This is a genomic window from Pantoea sp. MBD-2R, assembly GCF_039134845.1.
GTDB lineage: Bacteria > Pseudomonadota > Gammaproteobacteria > Enterobacterales > Enterobacteriaceae > Erwinia.
Genome location: NZ_CP152417.1, coordinates 4,036,748 through 4,056,621 on the forward strand (window position 1 = coordinate 4,036,748; position 19,874 = coordinate 4,056,621).

Annotated in this window: 17 protein-coding genes; 8 read left to right on the forward strand and 9 right to left on the reverse strand. The window is 52.3% G+C overall.

Translation table 11 applies throughout. The features are described 5' to 3' along the window. Positions 1-210 precede the first annotated feature (210 nt). The gene (locus tag AAGQ96_RS18490; protein WP_342754276.1) at positions 211-1,518 is read left to right on the forward strand and encodes an FAD-binding oxidoreductase; all 1,308 of its coding nucleotides are present in this window, start codon (positions 211-213) and stop codon (positions 1,516-1,518) included. Positions 1,519-1,592: 74 nt separating this feature from the next. On the opposite strand, the gene AAGQ96_RS18495 is transcribed toward AAGQ96_RS18490, so the two are convergent. Genes AAGQ96_RS18495 through idnO form a run of 3 tightly spaced genes read right to left on the reverse strand, consistent with a single transcriptional unit; the run spans position 1,593 to position 2,896 of the window. Further along, on the reverse strand, positions 1,593-1,838 hold the full coding sequence (locus tag AAGQ96_RS18495) for a YhcH/YjgK/YiaL family protein (RefSeq protein WP_342754277.1): 246 nt from the start codon (positions 1,836-1,838) through the stop codon (positions 1,593-1,595). 39 nt (positions 1,839-1,877) lie between these two features. Further along, positions 1,878-2,117, reverse strand: coding sequence for a hypothetical protein (locus AAGQ96_RS18500; protein ID WP_342754278.1), 240 nt, complete (start codon positions 2,115-2,117; stop codon positions 1,878-1,880). 14 nt (positions 2,118-2,131) lie between these two features. Next, on the reverse strand, positions 2,132-2,896 hold the full coding sequence (gene idnO, locus AAGQ96_RS18505) for a gluconate 5-dehydrogenase (protein WP_342754279.1): 765 nt from the start codon (positions 2,894-2,896) through the stop codon (positions 2,132-2,134). A gap of 275 nt (positions 2,897-3,171) precedes the next feature. On the opposite strand from idnO, the gene AAGQ96_RS18510 reads away from it, so the two are divergent. From AAGQ96_RS18510 to AAGQ96_RS18535, 6 genes are all read left to right on the forward strand, one after another. Then, positions 3,172-4,164 carry a LacI family DNA-binding transcriptional regulator gene (locus AAGQ96_RS18510; RefSeq protein ID WP_342754280.1) on the forward strand — a complete coding sequence of 331 codons (993 nt, stop codon included), beginning with the start codon at positions 3,172-3,174 and terminating at the stop codon, positions 4,162-4,164. Positions 4,165-4,336: 172 nt separating this feature from the next. After that, positions 4,337-5,275, forward strand: coding sequence for a 2-hydroxyacid dehydrogenase (locus AAGQ96_RS18515; RefSeq protein WP_342754282.1), 939 nt, complete (start codon positions 4,337-4,339; stop codon positions 5,273-5,275). A 95-nt stretch (positions 5,276-5,370) separates the two neighbouring features. Then, on the forward strand, positions 5,371-6,705 hold the full coding sequence (locus tag AAGQ96_RS18520) for an MFS transporter (RefSeq protein ID WP_147199920.1): 1,335 nt from the start codon (positions 5,371-5,373) through the stop codon (positions 6,703-6,705). A 796-nt stretch (positions 6,706-7,501) separates the two neighbouring features. Then, complete coding sequence (locus tag AAGQ96_RS18525; RefSeq protein WP_342754283.1) at positions 7,502-9,007, forward strand: OmpA family protein; 1,506 nt, start codon at positions 7,502-7,504, stop codon at positions 9,005-9,007. 14 nt (positions 9,008-9,021) lie between these two features. Next, a complete protein-coding gene (locus AAGQ96_RS18530) occupies positions 9,022-10,770 on the forward strand; it encodes a hypothetical protein (RefSeq protein WP_342754284.1) in 1,749 nt (582 codons plus the stop codon). Continuing rightward, positions 10,767-11,597, forward strand: coding sequence for a hypothetical protein (locus AAGQ96_RS18535; protein WP_342754285.1), 831 nt, complete (start codon positions 10,767-10,769; stop codon positions 11,595-11,597). Before AAGQ96_RS18530 ends, AAGQ96_RS18535 begins: the two co-directional genes overlap by 4 nt. Before the next feature lie 61 nt (positions 11,598-11,658). Here AAGQ96_RS18535 and aroD read toward each other — a convergent pair whose 3' ends face one another. The 4 genes from aroD to AAGQ96_RS18555 form a co-directional block, all read right to left on the reverse strand. Continuing rightward, complete coding sequence (gene aroD, locus AAGQ96_RS18540; RefSeq protein ID WP_342754286.1) at positions 11,659-12,558, reverse strand: type I 3-dehydroquinate dehydratase; 900 nt, start codon at positions 12,556-12,558, stop codon at positions 11,659-11,661. A gap of 135 nt (positions 12,559-12,693) precedes the next feature. Continuing rightward, positions 12,694-14,232 carry a NosD domain-containing protein gene (locus AAGQ96_RS18545; protein ID WP_147199922.1) on the reverse strand — a complete coding sequence of 513 codons (1,539 nt, stop codon included), beginning with the start codon at positions 14,230-14,232 and terminating at the stop codon, positions 12,694-12,696. Positions 14,233-14,481: 249 nt separating this feature from the next. Then, on the reverse strand, positions 14,482-15,201 hold the full coding sequence (locus AAGQ96_RS18550) for a DUF554 domain-containing protein (RefSeq protein ID WP_342754287.1): 720 nt from the start codon (positions 15,199-15,201) through the stop codon (positions 14,482-14,484). Positions 15,202-15,271: 70 nt separating this feature from the next. Next, a complete protein-coding gene (locus AAGQ96_RS18555) occupies positions 15,272-16,756 on the reverse strand; it encodes a UbiD family decarboxylase (protein WP_147199924.1) in 1,485 nt (494 codons plus the stop codon). Between the two features lie 191 nt (positions 16,757-16,947). On the opposite strand from AAGQ96_RS18555, the gene AAGQ96_RS18560 reads away from it, so the two are divergent. Beyond that, the gene (locus AAGQ96_RS18560; protein ID WP_147199925.1) at positions 16,948-17,847 is read left to right on the forward strand and encodes a LysR family transcriptional regulator; all 900 of its coding nucleotides are present in this window, start codon (positions 16,948-16,950) and stop codon (positions 17,845-17,847) included. A 101-nt stretch (positions 17,848-17,948) separates the two neighbouring features. Here the strand turns inward: AAGQ96_RS18560 and AAGQ96_RS18565 are convergent, their stop codons facing one another. Then, positions 17,949-18,779, reverse strand: coding sequence for a nucleotidyl transferase AbiEii/AbiGii toxin family protein (locus tag AAGQ96_RS18565; RefSeq protein ID WP_342754288.1), 831 nt, complete (start codon positions 18,777-18,779; stop codon positions 17,949-17,951). Further along, complete coding sequence (locus AAGQ96_RS18570; protein ID WP_342754289.1) at positions 18,733-19,740, reverse strand: type IV toxin-antitoxin system AbiEi family antitoxin; 1,008 nt, start codon at positions 19,738-19,740, stop codon at positions 18,733-18,735. Before AAGQ96_RS18570 ends, AAGQ96_RS18565 begins: the two co-directional genes overlap by 47 nt. Between the last annotated feature and the right edge of the window lie 134 nt (positions 19,741-19,874).

The window sequence follows — 19,874 nt, forward strand, 5'->3', positions numbered from 1 at the left end:
CTTCGGCCATTCTGTCTGAAGCCGCAGAAGCAGGGCAAATGCGAAAAAAAGATAAGCTTTACCAAATAAAATGTAAGTTGGAAAAAAGAGCGTGTGGTGACACAAAAGCCCGGACGGTGCTACTATCCCGCCAGCGGCACCTAATCGGAAATAGCGCGTCGCGGGCGAAGTTAATTAAAACGGACTGCTGCTTAACAAGGATGATACATAATGAAATACGCCACCCTTCCCTTTAATCAAAATAAAAACGGCTGGCTGAATAAAGAAGCCAAACCCCATCCGGCATTAAGCGCGAATATTACCGCAGACTGGGTAGTCATCGGCTGCGGCTTTGCCGGGCTGGCTTTTGCCCGCCGGGTGGCAAGCCTGCATCCTGACTGGCATATTGTGGTGGTTGATGCGGAATGCGCGGGCGAAAGCGCTTCCGCAAGGAATTCCGGTTTTATTATTGGCCTGCCGCACAATATTGGCAGCTCGACGGCGGAATTAAAAAAAGCGCAGGCTTATCGCTCGCTGTTACAGGAAGGCATTCAGCAGCTGGCATCGATCGTAGAGCAGCATAAGATCGCCTGTGACTGGGAAAACGTCGGCAAGTACCACTGCCAGGTTGATGCCACCAATGAACGCCTGTTGCGGGAATACACCGATAACCTGGACGCGATGGGTGAAACCTATCAGATGCTTGATGCCAACGAACTGGCACAAACGCTGGGCACCCGGTTTTATCAAAAAGGCATTTATACGCCCGGCGCGATTCTGGTGAATCCGGCCAGCCTGACCCTTGGTCTGGCCGCGAGTCTGCCAGATAACGTCACGCTGTATGACAACACGCCGGTTATGAAGATTGAGCACGGCCAGCCGATGCGGGTGATTACGCCCCACGGCATTATCACCGCGCCTAAAGTGATGCTGGCAACCAACGCCCTTTCCCGCGAGCTTTCTCCTGTCACCAGCCGTCAGGCCGCAATGGCGACCTTTGCCAGCCTTACCGCACCGCTCAGCGCAGAACAGCGTCAGCGCCTGCCCGCAATGCAAAGCTGGGGACTGACGCCGGTCAACGCGATTGCAGGTGCCAGCGTGCGCTACACGCACGATCATCGTTTAATGATCCGCCAGCATGTTACGCCCGCGCTGAGCGGCAGCGTGACCGCTACCCAAACCTGGCAGGCGACCTTGCAGCATCGCAATATGCTTCATCGCCTCTGGCCGCAGCTTACCGATGTGGCGTTTACGCATACCTGGTCCGGCACCATTAGCGTAACGCGAAACGGCGCGCCGGTATGGGGAGCGATCGGGCGTGCGCTTTATACCGCCAGCGGCTGCAACGGCGCGGGCATTTCCAAGCAAACCATTGCCGGATCGCTGCTGGCGGATTATGCGTTGGGTCAGGATAACCCGCTGATTGCGCCCATGCTGGGACTGGGCGAAGCCAGCTATCTGCCGCCGTCGCCCGTGCTGGATGCAGCCATTGGCTTGTCGCTGCTTAAAGAGCGCTGGCTCGGCAGGCGCGAAGCCTGATGGTGCATTTTTGTTGCTAAAATGCCTGTCCAGTACGCCAGGCAATGATCTTGTAGGCCAGGCACAACATGATCTTACGCAGCGGCGACGGCACACCTTGCGTACACATTGGGCGGTGCAGCTCCAGCGGGAAGATCACTGCCAGCACCCAGATGAATATCAATATACTGGCGGTGAAATTCCGGCTGCCGGGCATTGATATCGCGCGTTTCGCCTTCCATCACGTTAAAGAAAATCGCCTCGCCCTGAATTTCATATTTCCCCGCCGCCAGCGTTTGCGGATTATGTTGCTGAATGGTCTGCAAAGTACGGCTGATCACCGCCGGATAAAGCGGGTTTGTGCTGCAAGGGTAAGGGTATCAATGATCATAACGCTGCTCCGTTTCTGGCTGAAGGGGGGTCACTGCCGGTGCTGATGTCGATACTTCCCGGCCTGAAGCTGCCGCAGGGGCAGAGGCTGCACGCGTTGAAGGCGCACGTGTCCCCACTGCCCTTGAGGCTGGTGCCTGTAACAGGCTGACGCAGTTAGCCAGCGCCGTGCCGACCGGGGATTTTCCTGTGCCGGAAATGCCCATTAAAATGATGCAAAGTCCCGCCATATCTTCCTCCGTTATCAAACTGCCGCCAGCATGCCGCCATCCACAAACAGCAGATGACCGTTAACAAAATCGGATGCTTTTGCCGAAAGGAATACGGCCGCACCAACCAGCTCTTCCGGATTGCCCCAGCGTGCGGCAGGCGTGCGTTTACACAGCCAGTCGGTGAACTGTTCATTATCCACCAGCGCCTGCGTCATCGGCGTCTGGAAATAGCCCGGTGCGATGCCGTTGACCTGAATATTGTGACGGGCCAGCTCAACGCACATGCCCCGCGTCAACATTTTGACCGCGCCTTTGGCGGCGGCATAAGGGGTAATGGTGTCGCGCCCCAGCTCGCTCTGCATGGAACAGATGTTAACGATTTTCCCGGCCTGTCGCCCCATCATCCTTTTTGCCACGCACTGGGAAACCACAAACACGCCGGTCTGATTGGTAGCGATAATGTCGTTCCATTCCTGCAATGGAAACTCGGTAAAAGGATGACGGCGCTGAATACCTGCGTTATTGAATAACACGTCAATCGGGCCAATGGTGCGCTCAATATGATCGATCGCCTGCTCCACGGCGGGCGCATCGGCAACGTTAAAGACCGACACATGCGCGGTATAACCTTCATCGCGTAATTTCATCGCGGCGTTTTCCGCACGTTCATGTGACGTGCCGTTTATGATGATTTCCGCTCCCTGTTCCGCCAGGCCACGCGCCATGATAAAGCCAATACCCTGCGCCGAGCCGGTCAGTAAAATGCGTTTGTTCTTTAAGCTGAAGAGTTGATTCATAGGTTTCCTGCTCCATAACCTTCAGGCATTCAATGGCGTGCCCGGAGAGATGCGACGGGTGTGAGCTTTATCACACGGCTTTTGCCGCCATAAAACTGTGATGGAGATCACTTTAAAAAGTGTTACAGAAGCAGGTTACAAGCGCTGTGATCCGCCACGAATTTTCCCATGAATCAAGGCGCTGCAAATAAAGTTAAGCGCAGCTTTTGTTAATTTCCTTTATGTCACGCAGCAGGCATAATGACAGGCTATAACCGGCAGGCTGATGACCCTCTATGAAAATGCAACGCATCACGTTACACGATATCGCCACGCTGGCGGGCGTAACGAAAATGACCGTCAGCCGCTATTTACGCACGCCGGAAAAAGTAAAGCCCGACACCGCCGAGCGCATTGCCAGCGTCATCGCCGAAGTGGGCTATCAGCCCGATCCTGATAATCACGCTATCGCCAGCAACGCCCTGCCCCGTATCGGCGTGTTAATCCCTTCTTTTCATAACCAGATTTTTTCCGAGCTGCTGGCCGGTGTGGAATCGGTCGCCGGCGCTCAGGGCTACCAGACGCTGGTGGTTAATTACGACTACGACAGCCAGCGCGAAGAAGAACAGATCGCCACGGTGTTAGCGTTTAATGTTAAGGCGATTTTGTTAACTGAATCGGTTCATACGGTGCGGGCAGAAAAATACCTCAAGGCTTCCGGCATTCCGGTTGCAGAAGTGATGGGTCTGACGACCACTCAGGGTCGCGTTAACGTTGGCTTTAACAACCATCAGGCCGGTTTTGATATGGCCAGCATGCTGATTGGCAGCGGTAAAAAACGCATTATCTACTTTGGATCGATGTCCGATATTCGTGACGAACAGCGCTACGCGGGCTATTGCCAGGCGATGGCGGGCGCGGGTTTGCAGGCAGGACGCATCTCACCGAACAAAGTGTCTTCCGTGTCGACCGGCGCGGGCATGATGACGCTGGCACGCCAAATGTATCCCGATATGGACGGCATTCTCTGCACCAATGACGACCTGGCCGTCGGCGTTTTACAAGAGTGTCTGGCGGCGGGTATCGCGGTGCCTCAAGAAATGGCGATTGCCGGTTTTCACGGGCTGGAAATCGGACAGGTCACCACGCCAAAACTGGCCAGCGTGATCACGCCGCGCTTTGAGATGGGCAAAACCGCCACCGAAATCTTAATTAAAAAAATCAATAATATGCCGACTATCGAGCGCGTAGATTTGCACTATCGTTTATCGATGGGTGCCACTATTTAAGCCTCTTCCCCCCTAAAAATCCCTGCCGATCGTGCCGGTTTTGTCCTGGCGATCACGTAGTCGGTAACACGATTTCTTAACACGATTCAGTGTGATCTTCGTCACAAAAAATCCTTCAGGAACGCCTTTAATAATACGTATCCGACGTATCGCATTCCGAAGGGAGATATTTATGACGACCCAAGCCATCCTGTTAATCGCTGCCGTACCTGACGCCCTGCTCGATCGCCTTGCTTCGGCCTGGACGGTACACCGTCTTTTTGAGCAGGATGACCCGCAGACGTTTCTGGCCGACAAAGGCGACACCATCAAGGCGGTGGTCACGCGTGGTGACGTCGGCGTGCGCAAAGAGGTGCTGGAACAGCTGCCCAACGCGGGCCTGGTTGCCGTGTTCGGTGTGGGTACCGATGCCATAGACCTGAACTATACCCGCTCGAAAAATATTGCCGTCACCATCACTTCTGGCGTGCTGACCAACGATGTGGCCGATATGGCCATGGGACTGCTGCTGGCCGCCTCACGCCGCTTATGTCAGGGCGACAGCTTCGTCCGTCAAGGCAAATGGCTGAATACCGCCCCGACGCTGGGCAATCAGGTTAGCGGCAAACGCATCGGCATTTTAGGCATGGGCAATATCGGCCAGGCGATTGCCCGCCGCGCCGCTGGTTTTGATATGCAAATCAGCTATACCAGCCGCAGCCGTCATGACGCGCTGCCTTACGCCTGGCACGACGACGTGCAGTCTCTGGCACGCGATAGCGACTTCCTGGTAATTGCCGCCGCCGGTGGCGAATCCACCAAAGGTTTGGTTAACGCTGATGTTTTACATGCCCTGCCAAAACACGCCTGGCTGATTAATATTGCGCGCGGCACGCTGGTTGATCAAAGCGCGTTAATTCAGGCCTTACGTAAAGGCGATATAGCCGGTGCCGCACTGGACGTTTATGAGCAGGAACCGCAGGTGCCGGAAGAGTTAATAGCCATGAGCAATGTGGTTTTACAACCCCATGTTGGCAGCGCTACGCACGAAACCCGCCAAAAAATGAGTGATGTCGTTTTTGCCAACGTTGAAGCCTTTTTCAAAGCAGATGATCTCCCTAACGCAATTTAATTCCTTTTATCAGTTCAGGATGACGGGATAACTTCTTTTCATCCTGCCAGACAGGCGTGGGGCACGTTCACGCCTTACTCTAACGAGGGTCAGAGATGAAGAATAAGATACCCGGAACACGCTGGCTGCGTGTAATAGCCCCGATCCTGATTACCTGCATTATTTCATTTATGGACCGGGTCAATATCAGTTTTGCCCTGCCCGGCGGGATGGAAAAAGATTTAGCGATCACCAGCCAGATGGCGGGCGTCGCCAGCGGGATTTTCTTTATCGGCTATCTGTTTTTACAGGTGCCTGGCGGCCGGATTGCCGTTAACGGCAGCGGCAAGCGCTTTATCGCCTGGTCGCTGGCGGCCTGGATGGTGGTTTCCATCGCCACCGGCTTTGTCACCAACCACTGGCAGCTGTTGGCCCTGCGGTTTGTGTTGGGTGTTTCCGAAGGCGGAATGCTGCCGGTAGTGCTGACGATGGTCAGTAACTGGTTCCCGGAAAAAGAGCTGGGCCGCGCCAATGCTTTTGTAATGATGTTTGCGCCGCTTGGCGGCATGTTCACCGCGCCGATCTCCGGCACGATAATCAATATGTTTGACTGGCGCTGGCTGTTTATCATCGAAGGCGTGCTTTCTGCGTTCGTGCTGCTGGTGTGGTGGATAGCGATCAGCGATCGGCCTGAAGAAGCGCGCTGGTTACCGGCACGCGAGCGCGACTATCTGCTGACCGAGCTAAAACGCGATCGGGAAGAGCGCGCGAAAAAAACGCCGCCGGGCAAGGCAAGCCTGAAAGAGGTGTTTCGCAGTAAGGGATTGATGAAGCTGGTGCTGCTGAACTTCTTTTATCAGACCGGTGATTACGGCTATACGCTGTGGCTGCCCAGCATCCTGAAAAATCTGACCGGCGCGAATATGGCGGGCGTTGGCGTGCTGGCTATCCTGCCGTTTGTCGCCACCATTGCCGGTATCTATTTGATTTCCTGGCTGAGCGACCGCACCGGTAAACGTCGCTTTTGGGTAATGGTCTCGCTGTTCTGCTTTGCCGCCTCGCTGCTGGCTTCGGTCGGACTGAATCAGCATATTGTCGCCTCTTATATCGCGCTGGTGTTCAGCGGCTTCTTCCTCAAGGCGGCAACCAGTCCCTTCTGGACTATCCCTGGCCGCATCGCTTCGGCGGAGCTGGCGGGCAGCGCACGTGGCGTGATTAACGGACTGGGCAACCTCGGCGGTTTCTGCGGTCCGTATCTGGTCGGGATCATGACGTATGTCTACGGACAGGGTGCCGCCGTTTGCGCGCTGGCCGCTTCGCTGATTATCGCGGGCGTTCTTGCTGCGACGTTGCCAAAAGGCTGTGATTTATCAGACGATGAAAAATCCGCCGCGAAGAAACAGGCAGAGGAGGAGAAAATGCAGGGCGAGGTGTCGCATCAGGGGCATTAACGCTCTTCAGTCCGCTACCAGCCCACCCGGGTTGGTAGCCTGTTGAACGGCAACGGCCTGCAATTGATCGTTTCCGGCATAATGATTTCAAACCCCGCCATCTTTACTTTCCCGCGTCAGTATTCCAGGCAAATGGGCCACCAGAATGTGTTTGTGCAGATATGTTTTCTTAGTGACCGCTAACAATTTCAATATTCGCCTTAACGTCAAAATCGGCTTTAATACCCATTTCCAGACCTAACCAGTTATTATCCCGATCGCGGAAATCCTGCCACCCGTAATCTGCCATTGCGCTTTCCTTTACTTATTTCACGCCACATTTTAAGAGAATCGATCACAGATTCCCACTGGCATATTAAAGCGTTCTGTTGCCATCTCTCATTCACTTTTTTTTTCGCGAAAAGAGCGGCTGCCTTCCTGACTTATCCACATTCCCGTTTTTCTCACTGACAGATTATTTTGTCAGGACTGGACAATGACCAGGCCTGTGACAATAATGTCCGCGCGTTTTAGGAGCGTTCGGGTAATTTCAGGCGGCTTGATTCTGGACCTTTTGAAATGGACGGCGCTGTCAGAGAAGATCTTCTGCTGTATGGCCACGCCGCGCGCTGCATGCACATGCCAGTTTGGCTTAAAACCAATAATTATAACGCACCATCTTTTTGCAGAAGCATTTCCAGGGCGAATGAAATTTCTGCCCGGATAAAAATTGCTGCAGGCTTATTTACTGTGTCACTCGCTGAGTTATGGAAAAGAAAAAAGCATTTTTACTTTTTGGGATGGAAAAGGAGAGGAAGTGGAACGTCATCATTTGCGGAAAGTGAGTTTATTAACGGCGGTTGTCGTGCTTTCCTCAAGCTGCGCCAGCCTGCATGAAGCAGGTGAAAATTACGGTACGGCTTTAGGATGTATTGGCGGCGCAGCATTAGGCAGCGGCCTCACTTATTTGATTACCAAAGATGCGCGTAAGGCTGTCGCTGGCGGACTGATTGGCGGTATCGCAGGTTGTGCCGCTGGCAACGTCTGGCAGAAGCGTGAAAAAGCGCTGGCTAAAATTGCTGCCGAAGAACATATCGCCATTGCCACTCGATCTTTGCAGTCTCAGGAGAGAGGAGGCAAGCAGGCTGTTGGCATAGTGGCACAAGTTGAAGACCGCGGTATGTTCGACACCGACAGCGCGCAGCTCTCTGCTGACGGCCTTCGTCAGGTCAGAAAGATTGCGGCCGCCATGAAGCAAGACGATCAAAACGGCGTGGTGCTGGTTGTTGGCCATACTGATGCCACCGGCAATGCCAGCTGGAACCAGACGCTGTCAGAAAACCGCGCGCAGGCTGTCGGCCGGATCCTGCAACAGGCAGGCCTTAACCCGCAGCGGCTCTATTTTCAGGGAGCAGGCGCTTCGCGTCCTGTCGCTGAGAACAGTTCTGCCACCGGACGAGCGGCTAACCGAAGGGTTGAGATTGTCGGACTGCAAAATGAAGCCCTCATGAAACAGCGGTTAGAGCAGGAAGGCAGTAACCTGGCTTATCTGCGTTATGGTACACGAACGACAGAAGCGACTCAGCGCACTGCCGTTACATCTATCAGTTCAGCGCGGCGCAGCGCTAAAAATCATCACAGCCAGTCAAAATCAGCTTCCCTCCCCTCCGGTGCTATAACTTCGGATCAGAGCGTCAGCCAGACAGCCTCAGCCTCATCAGAGCCTGCCAACGGTAAAAACTGGGTAGATTTTGGCGGTCAGCCCGTTAGCTCATCGACCACATCGCTTGCCGCTAATCTTAAACCTCGCAGCAGCGGATTCAGCTTAATTTCTCAGGCCAACGCCAGCGGCGTGACGGAAAGTTGTCTTAGCGATAGCGCAAGGGTGAGCGGCGTTGCCCGCAATCTTGCCAGCGGCAAAGTGGTCGAGACGCACACCACTACCGACTATTTTACCGGTATGAACGGCCGCGCCTGGGCAGGCCTGGTCAACAACCATCTGGTCACGCTTTCGCCGGTATCGGTATTAAAAGATAACGCCACCGTCGTCGGTAATCCGAAGGTTTATATTACCCGCAACTATCAGAACAGCGGCAACCGTCATGCAGATCCGGCTATTAGCGCGATCGCCAATGCCTGGGAAGGTGAAGAGAGCATTCTCTATCGCGTTTATCTGCCGGCCGATCAGCAACAGCCTCTTTCGTGCATCGATCTGCTGGTGCCTAAGAATGCGACAAAAGCGCAGCAAGGCCAGCTTTTCTATAGCAGCCATAGCAGCCATAGCAGCGCCTATATGGCGGCTTACAGCCCGATCCGTAGTTAATCAAGGAACAGACAATGGAACTTTTTCAGAGCATCGCTGAAGCGATCTCGCTTTATCGCTATATTTTTTGGCCACTGGTAGGACTGATGGTGTTAACCATCGTGGTTATTCGCTGGTGGGGCCAGGTAAGCTATTTTTTCCTGAATCTTGGCTGTAGCCTGCCAATCATCGGCTCTGTAGCACGTCTGTCGCGCAGTAATGAGCCGCGCCGCGCAGGAACCGGTGGAAAAATGTGGTATCCGGCCGAAGAGGCGCTTTGTGCCAAATACTGGCAACACTATAAATCCTTTAATCTGAATGCCGATTTCTTTCTGCGTAGCGTTAACTATTTGAACAAAGTGGACGAACGAGGCCGTAAACCTACCGGTCCGCTGCTGTGGTTCTGTAGCGTTGCGCTGGTGCTGCTTGAAGCCTTTATTTTTGCGCTGGTACTTTCTCCCTTTATTGCCAACAATATTTCCGCCAACCAGGCTGAATTCTCCGCCATTGTTATTTCAGTATTGATTGGTGTGGTGTTGGTTCCGGCGACGCACCTGATGGGTGCTGAGCTGCACAAGAATACGCTGCTGAAAAAAGTTCGTTACTGGTATGAAGACGCCCGTGATACCAATAACGCCAAAGGATTATTGAAAAGTAATAAGATATCGCTCGAAACAACCGACCAGGATGACAATGAGCCTGAATATGTGCAGATGCGCAATCGCCTCAATACCAATGTGCATGCCAAACCGCAGTACTGGGCTACCATTATTGCGCTGGCGCTGATCGTTTTCTTTGCCGTTGGCGCCTACTTTGTCCGTGCCGCAACAATTGACTCTATTGATACGCAGGCAGTGAATGGCTCGCCATTCAGTCAAATGAGCGAAGCGCAGAACGCTTCTCCGTTCGACCTACCTTCCGCTGCCGCTGAAGATAACGCGAAAGCGGATGGCCAGGCGAATAAAGAGATCAGCAATAACCGGATTTTCGCTTCAAAACTGACTTTCATTATTCTTTCGGTAATCTTTGTTGGCGTGCAGCTAATTGGGATCCTGATTGGCCTTTATCGTTCGTTTGCCGGTATTGAATCCAAAATGGCGGCGAAATACGTGGGTAACTTCAGTAGCTCAGAAGAGTTTACTGCATGGCACAGTATGCATCGCGACCGCGTGGAGCGTGATGCTCAGGAAAAATTGAGTGCGCTGCAAAACCGGCTAATGATGAAGCGTACCAGCAGCCAGAGCCAACAGCTCATCGAGCTGCCCACCTTTAACGATTTTGCCAGCGGCAAGCGTGTGGATAAAGCCCGTTCTGAATTCGAAGAAAGCCAGCAGATTAAAACCACTGCTGAAATGCAGGCCGCCGCTGCTGCGCAGAAAAAAGCTATTGCTGAAGCCGCTCAGCAGGCTCAGCAGGCTCAGCAGGCTCAGCAGGCTCAGCAGGCTCAGCAGGCTCAGCAGGCTCAGCAGGCTCAGCAGGCTCAGCAGGCTCAGCAGGCTCAGCAGGCTCAGCAGGCTCAGCAGGCTCAGCAGGCTCAGCAGGCTCAGGCTACGACTTCGGTTCAGAGCCCTGCAACCTCTTTCACCGCTAACGCCAACAACGTCGTTCAGCTGCCTCAGGACGAGGAAAAACAGCGTCTGCATGCATTAGGCGATCTAACCGGATTGGATCAGGAGGAGCTGGCACTGATTGCTGAAGATCAGGGGCTGCCATTTGAAGCCGTCTCTAAGCGCCAACGCGTTCAGCAACTGCTGAATAAAACCCGGGCGAAGGGGGAAGCATGAGAGGCTTAATTGGGCTAATCCTGGTCACTCTGGCCGGCTTTGCTCATGCCGCCGAGCGCAACGATATCCCCAGCTGTTACCGCTATGCCCAGCTGGAAGCAGAGCGTCCGGCTGACAGTGGCCGGGAGCTGGTTATCGTTATCGATCAAACGGTCAAAGTCCCCCTAGCGCTAAAAAAATCGCTCTGGCAGCACGTAATTCGCTACGTGCAGCCAGGCGATCGCGTGGTGTTGTATCAGTTTTCCGCCCTGCTCCAGGACAATTACCTCAAGCGGGCTTTTGATGGCAAACTTGAAGCGCTGTTTACCAATCAGAAAGCCCGTAACAATATGGGGATGGAAAGTCTGAAGAACCTGGATAGCTGCCTGCTAAAACAGAAGCAGTATTTTGATCAGGGCATCGGCAAGCTAATGGCAACAAGCTTTGCGGCGGAAGGCGACAACGTGGCGAAAAGCGAGATTATCGACAGCCTTAAGCATATTGCCACCGATTTGGAAAACGACCCCGCGCCGGAAAAATCACTGGTGCTGGTTTCAGATATGCTGGAAAACAGCGCGTTCGGCAGCTTTTACAGTAACAATCAAATCCGCCTGTTAACGCCCCAGCAGGAAATAGCTCGCGTGGAAAAACAGGGGCTTATTGCTGCTTTCCACGGTGCTAAAATTTATGTGGCAGGTGCCGGTCTGATTGATACGTCGGCTAAAAACAATTACCGCTCGGGTAAGATTATGCAGCAGCTGGAAGCCTTCTGGCGGCGCTATTTTATCGCTTCGGATGCTGAGCTGGTGAGCTTTGGCGCACCGGAGTTGACGGTCGAAATCAAGTAATTCTTTTGCGAAAGCCGGTTGTTTTCTCCGGCTTTTGCTTTTCCTCTCCCGGCAATAAACCTTATTTCCCGGTCATCGCCATATTGATGGTTTCCAGCGCCTGGCGCAGCGGTTTGACCTCGATCTGACCTGGAGCCGATGCCTCGCCGATCATGCCAAAGGTGAGATCCGATCCCCACACCTGGCCGGTGATTCGCGTGACGGCTCCCAGCCCGCCCATGGACATGGTCAGCAGTGGTTTGCGTGAGTAGCGCTCGCGGATTTGCGCAGTGGCATCCTGCAATTTCAGTACGTCTCCTGCATTGTGCGGCATTACCGCAATTTTCAGGATATCTGCCCCCATTTCATCCTGTTTACGCAGCCGCGAAACTATTTCAGCGGGGTCGGGCGTGTTGTTAAAATCGTGGCTGGACATCACCACCTTGATACCCGCCTCATGTGCCGCAGCCACCACTTTTTGCACCACCGCGGGCTGGCGGAACATTTCAACATCCAGAATATCAATAAAATGCGATTTGATTAGCGCCAGGTAGAGATCGCCCCAGGCCTGGTCCGTTATCACTTTTGCTCCCCCCTCCGCCTTAGTGCGAAAAGTCAGGATCAGCGGCTTACCCTTCACTTCGGCCACAATTTTTTTGCCCAGCGCCGCAACTTGCGCGGGATCGTTGGCAAAATTCAGGTAATCAATTCGATATTCAATCAGGTCGGCATCCGGGTTTTCACCAATCATTTTTGCCTGTGCCAGCACCTGCTCCGCAGTGGCGCCGGTGGTGGGCACAATGATTTTAGGCGCCCCCTGGCCGATAAGGGTGTTATTGATCTTCAACGGGACGGCATGCCGCTGGGTAAAAGCCGCTGCCGCCTGGCTGGTGGACGCCGCATGGGCCTGAGATAAAGCCACAACGCCGCTTTGTGTACCCAGTAATAATGAGACTGCTATAACCATTTTTCGTAAATTCACGTTTACTACTCCATTAAGCACGGATCGTTATTATCTTCAGCGGATTAAAGACCGCCGAATTACGGGATAGAAACAAAAGCCATTAACGCTGAGTTACCGAACATTATTTTTACAGATAAATAAGCACTGTCTCTATTACTTTGCTGTTACGGGCTTGCTGAGGGGCGATGTAGCGCCATCTTCCGTCGTCGCCGTGCTGGTAACGTTAGCGACCACGATGTCATCCGTCAGTGGTAATATATATTTAAACGTGCCCTGCCCATCTGCGTGAACCGGCACCATGTCATAGCCAAGAAAGTTTTCAGCTTCGTCTCTGTTTGCTTTACTGTTAGCGAAGAACTCAATGCGATACAGAGTATTGGCTTCGCCTTTGACACTGCCACTCACGATAAGATCGTTGCCCTGGTGAGCAGCCTGTGAAATAACCGGCGGCAGCTGGTTTTCATTGGGTGTTTTCTCACAACCTGCACTGTTACCATCAAGCGCACAAATACGTTCAAGCGTGGATGCATTATTACTGATGCCTCCACCGCGGCTTCCTGGGAAATCGGCATGTTCCAGGCCTGGCACATTAAACACTATCGCACCGGCATAATCAGGCAGGCAGCTGCCGCCAGCAAAGCAGCGCTTAATATCCTTACCATTATCGATCATAATATTTTCCGAAATGCGATCGCGATTTGGTCCGGTAATACGGTTAATACCAAAGCGGCCATCTTTGCCCGCCACGCCCTGTGGCCGAACCGCGACGGCAACGCGATTATTGACCATACGGTTTCCCGCTACGATATTATCTGTGCCGCTAAGCGTAACGGCAGAGGATAAATTCTTAAACATATTGGCAGCGATATAGTTGCGGTTTCCCCAGTTTATCTGCACGCCGTCTGAATAGTTTTGAAACGTATTGTGGATCACCTGATTATCATTGCCCCACAGCATTTCCAGCCCCTGAGACGGTTCCTGATTACTGGCATCGGTCGTGATTAAGTTATCGGCAATCAGATTGAACGAAGCGCCGCGTGTTGCCTCCATCCCGTCGCCGTTATTAAGAAAGGTATTGCGCAGAATTTTGTTGCGCTGGGTGGTAGTGGCCGTTGAGTTTCCTTTGCCATCGTCGCCGGTCATCATCAGTCCGGCACCACCGTGGTTTGCCACAAAGCGGTTGTCTTCAATTACGTTGTTGCTGGCGCGGTTTAGCAAAATACCGATACAAAAATTACGTACTTCCAGCCCCTGAATGGTGACGTCATGCGTATCGCGCAGAACCAACCCCGGCAGCGTGTTGGTGCGGACATTTGCGCCATACTGCCCTTTTTCTGCACCCGGACAGCTGCGGGGATCGACAGGTTTGATATAGCCAGAGCCATCAATGGCAATATATGTCCCTTCCCGTAACCAGTTCATATTAATAATATCCACTGGCCCTTTAATTTCTGGTAAAGGCTTGCCTGGCTTAATCACTAACGGGGCATTATCTTTAAAATCTATCTCTATCTTATATCGGCCTGGATTTTGATTGTTTTTCTCCAACGCCCATCGCAACGTGCCATTCTGACCATTATCAGCAGCAGCGTTAACTTTCAGTATGTCTTTTTCTGGCAAGACGTTCTCTTCAGCCGTAACGGCAAAAGATAAAAGCAGAGACAGCATAACGGCAATTTTATTTTTAAACATGTTTCACCTGACATTGAGAGCCATAATAATAAGCGCGATTGCGCTCATCCGTATTATCGTAAGCGATCGTTTATAAACAAAAGAGGTACTCATTATTTCTTAAAAAAAGATACGCCTGTCTACAATAAAACTTATGATCAAAATCAAATTAGCCAGCAAACATACAACAATAAAAATAGTTATATACCAGACACGCCGAGGCCCACCCATAATATTTATGAATGAGCCGACTTGTATTTTATTTTTAACTCAAAAAAAGTGCACCCAGGCTGCGGATATTGGCATTGCCAGAACCAGCGCGGGTATCATATTTGCTACAGGAAACATTTTAATACCGCAGATCCGAAACCCGGTAGCAAACATCAATACACCACCGACGGCAGAAAAATCAGCCTGCATTGCAGAAGTGGTCAAGGGCATTATGTAGACTGCACCATGCGCCAGCGCTAACTGAATAATCAGCTGAGGCAGGGCAATAATGGCTACTGCAAAACCCAATGACGTAGCAAATATAGCCGCGGTAAAAATATCCAGGAAGGATTTGGCAATCAGCACGCTGGTGTCGCCGGTCATGCCTTCATGCATTGAACCAAAAATACCCGTCCCGCTGGCGCAAAACAGTACGATGATAGAGACGTATTGATGTAAAAATTGCTCCTGCGCACTTTCATCACTGCTCCCCGGTTTCACTAACAGCTCCACCAGCCCTTTCGCTTTGCCGCCGACTTTACCGATGCCTTTTTCCAGATAAATCAGTTCTCCTAATAACGAACCTAAAATCACTGAAAGCACCATTACCGGCATATGAACGACTTTGACCACCAGTACGATGCCCATACACATTGAGGCGGCACCAAAAATCGACGGCATGCTGAGCCGAATACGTTCCGGCAGGCGGGTACTGAGTACCGCGCCGATGATGCCGCCCAGGAAAACGGCAGAGCCGTTAATATAGGGTCCTACTATCACTGATGGGTACTCCTGATGGATTTCATTGACTCTCCCCAGCGCGGTAAATCAGCCCTGACCCAAGCGCGTCTTATTTTTTAAAGCCGGGAATAAAACGGTTTACGTCCACTTCAAGGAATGCGCTGCGCTTGAAGTTATGCTTCAGATCGTAAGGCACGGTACAGTCGAAAATGGTTTTGCAGGCGATACCGTGCGCACGGATGGACGAACTGAATGCCGGATCGGAAGAGGGATCAAGCGGATGACAGCGCACGCCTGGAATAAACACGGTGCTGGCATCGCCCTGATAACGCGTGGTCATCGCCCACATCACGTCGTTCATATCGAAGAGATCGACATCCTCATCCACCAGCATCACGTGCTTCAGCTCTGAGAAAGCTGAGAATGCCAGCAACGCGGCCTGACGCTGTCTTCCTTCATCTGCCGGAGAACGTTTCTTCACTTGCAGCACGGCGAGGTATTTCCCGGTGCCGGGTGAGGGACAGTGAACATTCTGCACAAAGCCCGGCAGCGCGCGCTCGACCATCTGCAAAATACTGGCTTCCGTTGGGATGCCCGCCATGTTGGTATGTTCATCGCTTGGGCCGATGCAGGTTTGCAGGATCGGATGTTTGCGGTGGGTAATTGCCTTCACCTTGATAACCGGCACGGCGGCCTGGGCATCGCCGGTATACCCCGGAAACTCCGGCATCGCTTTGCCGGTGTTGGTGTTCTGATCTTCCTGAACGCGCACGTTTGGCAACAGTTCGCCTTCAATCACCACTTCGGCATTGGCGATGGCACGCGCATGAACAGAGACGCAGTCCGTCAGCTCAACGGGCTGATTACGCAGGCTACCGGCAATCGACAGCTCATCGAAGCCCAGCGGCGTAGTTGGCGGCTCAAAGCAGGCACCGATTTCAATGGCCGGATCCACGCCAATGCTGATGGAGATCGGCAGCGGCTCGCCCTTCTCTTCCGCTTTCTGACGGAACACGTCCAGATGACGACCCGGCACAAAGTACATGGAGATTTCATCTTTGCTCTGCACGCAAAGGCGATGAATAGTCACATCATGCTCGCCGGTTTCTGGATCGGCGGCGTAACACATGCCCAGCGTAAAATAGGGACCGGCATCTTCCGGCGTATTGGTTGGGGCAGGCAGGATTTTCAGAATATCGAAGTCGGGATCGCTGGCCAGATGCACCACTTCCTGGCAGACGGCTTTTTCTTGCGGAATAACAATCGGTGCGATTGGATTGCTGGCCGCGTCTTTCAACATAAAGGCCAGTTTTTCAGGGGTGCTGCCAAACAGATGAGCAACGCGTTGACGGGAAGAGAGCAGCCCGATGAGCACGCGCATGTCGTTATAGCCTTTGATTTTGTTAAAAATCATGGCAGGGCCGATACGGGTCGGGCGCATCACCGTACCGTTTGCGCCAACATAACGGTAAACGCCAGACAGCTCAGCAATCGGATCTACCGGTTCATCGGTGTAAATGAGCTCGTCATCGTACTGACTCAGCACCTCAATTGCGCTGCGTAAGTCTGTTACTTTCTTCTGATTCTCAGACATTTTAAAACCTCTTAAGCTGTGATTCTGACTGAAGCTAACTAAAGGGTGCGGTTTAATCAGACCCTTCGACTGCGGGGAAAAGGTCATGATTCGCTGTGCTATCAGTTTTAGAATTCCAGCCAACTTTGTCCAATAAGCATTACCCTGTTTTAAATAAGCGTTTATTATCACCAAAAAAAGGGAGACTCAGCGTGGAATACCGGCATTTACAAGCTTTCCTGGTCCTTTCGGAAGAGCTGCATTTTGGCAATGCGGCTTGCCGCCTGAATATTGCCCAGCCCGCGCTGAGCCAGCATATTAAGGCGCTGGAGCAGGAGCTCGGCCTGCCGCTGTTTGTCCGTGATAAGCGCAAAGTCGCCCTGACCTGGGAAGGCGAGCAGCTGATTGGCCGGGCTAAAATTGCGATTAGCCAGTTTTCGCGGTTTCGCGAACATGCCAATATTTTGAAGCAGGGATTGCAGGGCCACCTGACGCTGGGTTATGTCGGCAGTTCCATTCTCGACCCCAGTCTGGCAATGTTAATCAATGGTTATCGACAGGCCTGGCCCACCACCGAGATAACAATTGAAGAACACAATGTCGACAATCAGCTCACACGGTTAATGGATGACCGGCTCGATATCGCGCTGGTTCGCTCGCCGGTGCCGCGTTACGACGAACTGGATTATCTGAATATTGTCACCCGCCCCCTGACCGCCGTCTTACCGGCTAATCATCCGCTGTGCGGGCAGCAACGTATCTGCCTCAGCCAGCTCTCTGATGAAACCTTTTTGATTCAGGAAGATCCACCGGGTATTGGGCTGGGCTGGTCGGTGCTTTCTGCCTGTCAGCGTGCGGGATTCACGCCGGGAAAGATTCAGGTGACGCGCGACGTTTCGGTCGCAATGGGACTGGTGGCGATGGGCATGGGCGTCACCGTAGTGCCGGAAACGCAGCGTTCGGTTCTGCTGCCCGACGTGGGCTATTGTCAGCTGATTGATGAACAGGCTACCACCACGCTGATGCTCGCCTGGCAGCGGCGTCGTTATCACCGCACGTTAAAGAACTTTGTTAATTATGCGCGGGAACTGACTGAGAAAGGGGGATGCTGAGCGAGGCCGGGCGGCGTGATAATTTCCATGCTTGTGTTCAACGTTGAGCATACAGGCAGTGGGCCGAAAAACAACGTTCATAAGCTGGGTTGATGAAACCATTACGGGGGGGTTGCAAACGCATCATCAGGCAGAAGTCCGTGCCAAAAATCATACATTATTTGCTCTGTCACATCGCTTATCAGCGTGTCCGACTGTCGCAGAATGGCATCAGTCAGCTTTTCCCGATCCAGCGTATTTAATTCAGCGAGAGACTCTGCTTTAGCGACAGCGGCAATATCACAACCCAGCAGCTCTGCACCCATACGTACCGGATCCCAGTCTGACCTTTCACCATCCAATGGAGCTTCATAGATTCGGGCGCTTTCAATTGAGCCATACTCGCTGATAATTTTGAAGAGATCTGTGGCGTCCTTTGCATTAGTTTGACCCCGGTCTCGCCATGCAAACAGTTTTAACAGCGCAAGTCCGGGTAGCGAACAAACCGGAATGGTTATACCGTTAGCCAGCTGTATTTTAACGACCTCAGATAACGCTTCGACAAAGCCATCCACAGCCATAAAAATGCTTCTGTCTGGCGGCCAGGCAATCTTATTCTCCTGCGTGATCCCCCCAAACGGAATGATATCCAGCTCGGTGTCCTGCCAGATCAATCGATGAATGTTTTTTGCCTTTTCACTGGCTCCATGCTGTAGCAGACTTTGTTTCAAGGAATAAAATTCCTGCCATTCCTCAACAAATATAGCTACATCAATATCGCGCGTACGGCGGCCCATGCTTTTTCCGTATACATGATGAAGTAATATTTCGCGGGCTGTAGCCCCGGCGATAAAGAAAGGAAGATTCTGCTCAGAACAGACATTATGGATATCGGTTAACAGCGACTCAGTAACTGAAAAGAGCGGTATCGCTAAGCTTAAGGTATTTGTCATTGATAATCCTTGCTGCTTCCTTGTTGCGGTCGTCGTCGCTGGCCAGCAGATCCGCTACGCACAGCATCACCTTTGCTTTTTCATTTAGCTGAAAATCCCGTCCCCAGAAGCTGGATATCAGCTGTAGCTGGCCGTCATGCATTGGCCTGTACCCAAGTTCCTTACAGCGCACTGACAAAGCATAGGGCGTAAATAACTGTCCCTTTTCCGGTACCAGATAACCGTCACTTAATTCAGCGGCGGCCACCTCCCCCCCCCAATACTCTCCTGCACCCAGTGGGATATCCTGCCACAAATCGCAACCCGCTACGCGAACACCTGATAATTTTGGAAGCAAGGCCGAAGCGTAGTCTCGTAGCCACAATACCAGCAGCTCTTCGGCATTCATTAAGCGTCGGCCAGACTGCGTTTTACGGTAGTATTTTTGTGCGGCAAGATACTCAAAAGCTTTGCTCACCATCCCCAGCGAAACACCGGCTTTCATAGCCAGGCTTCTGTAGGTCTCATTTAAGGATTCAGGTTGGGATAGCAGAACAAAAAGCAGCTTCATGACGCCTTCAGCCAGTCGGGACTTAGGCGCGACTATTTTCTCTGCCGTTTTACCTTCAATAAGTACATACAGCCCGGGAACATTTATCCCTGCATTGCCTGCGATATCGATAAAGTTCAGATGATTACTGTGACAATACTCAGCAAGAGTGGGGGTCAGTTGATTACAAACAAGCAGCAGAGGAGCAGCCGTTGTAACGTGCGCCGTATTGTTAACAATGCTTTTAAGTGACTCTTTACGGTGAATTTTTTTAACGTTTAATGAAAAGAAAAATGGTAGCCCATTTGGGCTGACTAACGTCGCCAGCCCATCCTGATTAACTGAAGCCCGATTGGCATTCAATTCGTAATCCAGCCGAAACCCCTCAGGCAAATGGGCTATCGCTTCCGCCAGAAGTTGCTCATCACGCATTTGTTCACACCTTTTAAATGTTCATGAATCATGAACAGAGTGAGTTTATGAACAAACTATGCCTCGTGCAAGATAAAGCACATCTAAAACTCTGGCTTACAAACCTTGTCCGTTTCAGGTTAGTTTCTCAACGG